The 4964-nt window shown below is 72.3% G+C and carries 7 protein-coding genes; 3 read left to right on the forward strand and 4 right to left on the reverse strand.

Going from position 1 to position 4964, the window contains the following annotated elements; translation table 11 throughout:
* From NH342_RS21890 to NH342_RS21905, 4 genes are all read right to left on the reverse strand, one after another.
* Positions 1–278: urease accessory UreF family protein (locus tag NH342_RS21890; protein WP_374209497.1), on the reverse strand; the 278-nt coding region annotated here is incomplete at its 3' end.
* Between the two features lie 2 nt (positions 279–280).
* Positions 281–2002 carry an urease subunit alpha gene (locus NH342_RS21895; RefSeq protein ID WP_253018287.1) on the reverse strand — a complete coding sequence of 574 codons (1722 nt, stop codon included), beginning with the start codon at positions 2000–2002 and terminating at the stop codon, positions 281–283.
* Positions 2002–2313, reverse strand: a complete 312-nt coding sequence (locus NH342_RS21900; RefSeq protein ID WP_253018289.1) for an urease subunit beta — start codon at positions 2311–2313, stop codon at positions 2002–2004. The genes NH342_RS21895 and NH342_RS21900 overlap by 1 nt, the downstream gene beginning before the upstream one ends.
* The gene (locus tag NH342_RS21905) at positions 2310–2612 is read right to left on the reverse strand and encodes an urease subunit gamma (RefSeq protein ID WP_253018291.1); all 303 of its coding nucleotides are present in this window, start codon (positions 2610–2612) and stop codon (positions 2310–2312) included. The genes NH342_RS21900 and NH342_RS21905 overlap by 4 nt, the downstream gene beginning before the upstream one ends.
* Before the next feature lie 162 nt (positions 2613–2774).
* On the opposite strand from NH342_RS21905, the gene NH342_RS21910 reads away from it, so the two are divergent.
* From NH342_RS21910 to NH342_RS21920, 3 genes are read left to right on the forward strand one after another with little or no spacing between them, the layout of a single operon-like run.
* Complete coding sequence (locus tag NH342_RS21910; protein WP_253018293.1) at positions 2775–3137, forward strand: GntR family transcriptional regulator; 363 nt, start codon at positions 2775–2777, stop codon at positions 3135–3137.
* Complete coding sequence (locus NH342_RS21915; RefSeq protein ID WP_253018295.1) at positions 3134–4024, forward strand: ABC transporter ATP-binding protein; 891 nt, start codon at positions 3134–3136, stop codon at positions 4022–4024. Before NH342_RS21910 ends, NH342_RS21915 begins: the two co-directional genes overlap by 4 nt.
* The gene (locus NH342_RS21920) at positions 4021–4716 is read left to right on the forward strand and encodes a hypothetical protein (protein ID WP_253018297.1); all 696 of its coding nucleotides are present in this window, start codon (positions 4021–4023) and stop codon (positions 4714–4716) included. Before NH342_RS21915 ends, NH342_RS21920 begins: the two co-directional genes overlap by 4 nt.
* Positions 4717–4964 lie beyond the last annotated feature (248 nt).

Raw genomic sequence — 4964 nt, forward strand, 5'->3', positions numbered from 1 at the left:
CGCAGCGCCGGCGCCGGGGTGCGGGCGTCGGCCTCGGCGTCCAGCCGCGCCAGCGCCGGACGCCGGTCGACCTCGGGCCCCACCGCTGCTCGGCAGCTCGCCGCCGCGAGGCCCGCCGCGGTGGCACCCGCGGTGGTCAGCCGGCGGCGCAGGAACACCTCGAGGCTGCGCGGGTCGTGCACCACGCCGGCTGCGATCGCCTGCTCCACGCCCCCGGAGTGGGTGTGGCCGCCCGCGGGCAGGCGGGAGTCGGCGAGGGTGAGCAGCGCGGCGGTCATCGTCAGAACAGGAAGTAGCGCTGGGCCATGGGCAGCTCGGCGACCGGCTCGGGTTCCCACACCTCGCCGTCGACGGACACCGTGAACGTGTGCGGGTCGACCCGGATGTCGGGCAGCGCGGTGTTCTCGGGCATGTCGGCCTTGCCGAGCCGGCTGGTGTCGGACACCGCGGCCAGCCGCCGGTCGACGGCGAGCCGGTCGGCCAGCCCGGCGTCGATCGCGGCCTGGGCGACGAAGTGCAGCGAGGTCAGCGCCGGCACCTTGCCGTAGGCGCCGTACATCGGCCGCGGGTACACCGGCTGCGGGGTCGGGATGGAGGCGTTGGCGTCGCCCATCTGGCCCCAGGCGATCATGCCGCCCTTGAGCACGACGTGCGGCCGCACCCCGAAGGTCTTCGGGTCCCACAGCACGAGGTCGGCGAGCTTGCCGGGCTCGACCGAGCCGACCTCGCCGTCGATGCCGTGCGCGACGGCGGGGCAGATCGTGTACTTGGCGACGTAGCGCCGGGCCCGGGCGTTGTCGGCTGCCTCGTCGCCGGCCAGTGACCCCCGGCGCCGTTTCATCACGTGCGCGGTCTGCCAGGTGCGCATGACGACCTCGCCGACCCGGCCCATCGCCTGCGCGTCCGAGCCGATCATCGAGATGGCGCCGATGTCGTGCAGCAGGTCCTCGGCGGCGATGGTGGTGGGCCGGATCCGGCTCTCGGCGAACGCGAGGTCCTCGGGGACGGAGCTGTCGAGGTGATGGCAGACCATGAGCATGTCGAGGTGCTCGTCGAGGGTGTTCACGGTGTGCGGCCGGGTCGGGTTGGTGCTGCTGGGCAGCACGTTCGGGTGGCCGGCGACGGTGATGATGTCGGGCGCGTGGCCGCCCCCCGCACCCTCGGTGTGGTAGGCGTGGATGCTCCGGCCGGCGATGGCGGCGAGGGTGTCCTCCACGAACCCGGCCTCGTTGAGCGTGTCCGAGTGCAACGCGACCGGCACGCCGTGCCGGCCGGCCACGGTGAGCGCGGCGTCGATCGCGGCGGGGGTGGAGCCCCAGTCCTCGTGCAGCTTGAACCCGCTGGCGCCGGCACGCAGCTGCTCCTCCAGCGAGGCGTGCGAGACGGTGTTGCCCTTGCCCAGCAGGGCGACGTTGACCGGCCACACGTCCATCGACTCGAGCATCCGGGCCAGGTACCAGTCGCCCGGGGTGATGGTGGTGGCCTTCGAGCCCTCGGCGGGGCCGGTGCCGCCGCCGATGAGCGTGGTGACCCCGGAACCCAGCGCGGTGGGCACGATCTGCGGGCAGATGAAGTGCACGTGGCAGTCGATGCCGCCGGCGGTGAGGACCTTGCCGTTGCCCGCCAGCACTTCGGTGGCGGGGCCTATCACGAGGTCGGGGTGGACGCCGTCCATGGTGTCGGGGTTGCCGGCCTTGCCGAGGGCGACGATGCGCCCGTCGCGGATGCCGACGTCGGCCTTGACCACTCCCCAGTGGTCGAGCACGACCGCACCGGTGATGACCAGGTCGGGGGCGCCCTCGGCCCGGGTGGCGCGGCCCTGGCCCATCGACTCCCGGATGACCTTGCCGCCGCCGAACACCGCCTCCTCCCCGGCAGCGCCAGGACCACCGGAGCGGTCCTCGGTGACCTCGATGAGCAGATCGGTGTCGGCCAGCCGGATGCGGTCGCCGGTGGTGGGGCCGTAGAGCTGCGCGTACCGCTCCCGGGACAGCCGGACCATCAGCCCAGGCCCCCTTCCGCGGTCAGACCGGGCACGACGCGGGCACCGGCGAGGGGCACGAGGACGACGGTCTGCTCGATGCCGGGCTCGAACCGGACGGCGGTGCCGGCGGCGATGTCGAGCCGGTGCCCGTGCGCGGCCGCGCGGTCGAACTCCAGCGCCCGGTTGGCCTGGGCGAAGTGAAAGTGCGAGCCGACCTGCACGGGCCGGTCACCCGCGTTGACGACGGTGATCTCGGTGCGGGGGGCACCGGGGAGCGTCTCGATGAACCCGTCGGCCGGGATGACCTCGCCCGGGACGACCCCGCTCACGGGATGGGGTGGTGAACGGTCACCAGCTTGGTCCCGTCCGGGAAGGTCGCCTCCACCTGCACCTCCTCCAGCATCTCGGGCACGCCGTCCATGACGTCGTCGCGGGTGAGCACCGTGCGCCCGCTCTGCATGAGCTCGGTGACCAGGGCGCCGTCCCGGGCGCCCTCCAGCACGTGGTCGCTGACGAGCGCGGTGGCCTCCGGCAGGTTGAGCCTCAGCCCCCGGGCCCGCCGTCTGCGGGCCAGCTCGGCGGCGTAGCTGAGCAGCAGCCGTTCCTGCTCGTGCGGGGTCAGGTGCACCGCTGTCCGCCCTCCGTCGTCGGTGCCCAGGACGCTAGCCCGGGGGTGTGACAGGCGTGTTGCCCGCCTTCCTTGCGGCAACGACCTCACTGCCTCTATGGTTCGCTACATGAGTAATGAACCAGCGAGGTCGGCACCTCGCCCGGTCCGCGCCCGGTCGGCGTGAACGAGGACGGCGGCCCGATCTTCCGCCAGATCGCGGCCCAGGTGGAGAACGCGATCGTCGACGGCTCGCTCCCCGAGGAGAGCCAGGCCCCCTCGACCAACGAGCTGGCCGCCTTCCACCGCATCAACCCCGCGACGGCAGCCAAGGGCCTCAACCGGCTCGTCGACGCCGGGGTCCTCCACAAGAGACGAGGAGTCGGGATGTTCGTGTCCCCCGGCGCGCGCGACCGCCTGCTGGCCCGCCGCCGCACCGAGTTCGCCCACCAGTACGTCGTCCCGCTGCTGACCGAGGCCGCCAAGCTCGGCATCTCCGGCCCCGAGCTGGCCGCCATGATCGAGGAACGGAAGGACCAGGCATGAGCGCCGCCGCCACCCTGGAGGACGTCACGATGCGCTTCCGCGGCCAGACCGCTGTCGACGGCATCACGGCCACCGTGCAGGAGGGCTGCATCACCGGGCTGCTGGGCCGCAACGGAGCCGGCAAGACCACGCTCATGCAGCTGCTGACCGGGCACCGCGTGCCGACCTCCGGCCGGGTCCGGGTCTTCGGCGCCGACCCCTACGAGGACGACGCGGCACTGAGCCGCATCTGCTTCGTGAAGGAGAGCCAGCGTTACCCGGACCACTTCCGGGTCTGCGACGTGCTCAGCAGCGCCGCGATGCTGTTCCCGGGATGGGACCACGACGTCGCGCAGGACCTGGTCACCGAGTTCGACCTGCCCCGACGACGTCCGGTCAAGAAGCTCTCCCGGGGGATGACCTCGATGATCGGCATCGTGGTGGGTCTGGCCTCGAGGGCGCCGCTCACCTTCTTCGACGAGCCGTACCTGGGTCTGGACGCCGTCGCCCGCCAGCAGTTCTACGACCGCCTCCTCGCCGACTACGCCGAGCGGCCCCGCACCGTCGTGCTCAGCACGCACCTCATCGAGGAGATCGGCGACCTGCTGGAGCACGTCCTGCTCATCGACCGCGGCCGGGTGCTCCTCGACGAGGACGCCGAGGCGGTCCGGGGGCGGGCGCTGACCGTGTCCGGGTCGACGGCCGCCGTGGCCGGTTTCACCGCCGGCCGGCACGTGCTGCACTCCGACGAGGTCGGCACCTTCACCCGAGCCGTCGTGGAGGTCACCGGACCGACCGACCACTCGGCCGCCACCGCCGCCGGGTTGGTGCCCGAACCGACGTCGCTGCAGCAGCTCGTCGTCGCCATGAGCCGGGCCACCGGCACCCTCCAGGAGGCATCCCGATGAACCGCACCCTGGTCGCCGCTCGCCTGCACGCCGTGCACGCCGTCATCGCCCTGGGCATCCCGTGGGTGGTGGTCGGCTCGAGCTTCGCGATCAACCTGGTCGTCTGGGCGGCCCTGCCGACCGACGCGCGCAACGACAGCGGGACCGGCGGGATCATCTCCCTCTACGTCGCCGTCGCCATCGTGTTCATGCAGGCGGTCACCCAGCTGTTCCCGATGGCACTGGGGCTCAGCCTGAGCCGTCGGACGTTCTACCTGGGCACGCTGCTCGCGGCCGCGGCGCAGTCCCTCGCCTACGGACTGCTGCTCACGATCCTGACCCTGGTCGAGAACGGCACTGCAGGCTGGGGTCTGGGACTCTCGTTCTGGGCGCCCGGTCCGGTGGACGTCGACAACCCGGCGCTGCAGATCTTGGTGTTCGCCGTCCCGATGTTCCTGGCTGCGTCCCTCGGCGTGGGCCTGGGGGTCGTGCTCAAGCGCTGGGGACAACTCGGCATGTGGACCCTCGCCGTCCTCCTGCTGCTCGCGGGCGGAGCAGCCGTCACCGTCATCACCTGGCGCAGTGCGTGGCCGGCCGTCGGGTCGTTCTTCGTCGACACCCCGGTCGTGGCCCTCCTGCTCATCGGACCCGCGGTGGTCGCCCTCGTCGTCGCGGGCGCGAGCTTCCTGGGCCTCCGTCGCGCCGTTCCTTGAGCACACGCCCTCCGTCCCTGTGCCGGTCCGTCCCCACGGGCCGGCCTACGGCGTTCCCGGCCGGCGCCCACCCACGGACCGCTCGACCCCGGAGCCGTTCACGCGAATGCCGCTTCGGTGCATGGGCCGGAAATGCGCCTAGGGGGCTACAGCGTGTGCTGTAGCCCCCTAGGTGAATGGTGTCCGGCGGTGTCCTACTCTCCCACCCGGTCCCCCGGGCAGTACCATCGGCGCTGAGAGGCTTAGCT

The organism is Klenkia sp. PcliD-1-E, assembly GCF_024124375.1.
In the GTDB taxonomy this organism is placed as follows: domain Bacteria; phylum Actinomycetota; class Actinomycetes; order Mycobacteriales; family Geodermatophilaceae; genus Klenkia.

Bases quoted from the DNA above. Each gene is read 5' to 3' on its own strand.
- NH342_RS21920 (WP_253018297.1), top strand. From the start codon at position 4,021: ATGAACCGCACCCTGGTCGCCGCTCGCCTGCACGCCGTGCACGCCGTC.
- NH342_RS21895 (WP_253018287.1), bottom strand. From the start codon at position 2,002: ATGGTCCGGCTGTCCCGGGAGCGGTACGCGCAGCTCTACGGCCCCACC.
- NH342_RS21915 (WP_253018295.1), top strand. From the start codon at position 3,134: ATGAGCGCCGCCGCCACCCTGGAGGACGTCACGATGCGCTTCCGCGGC.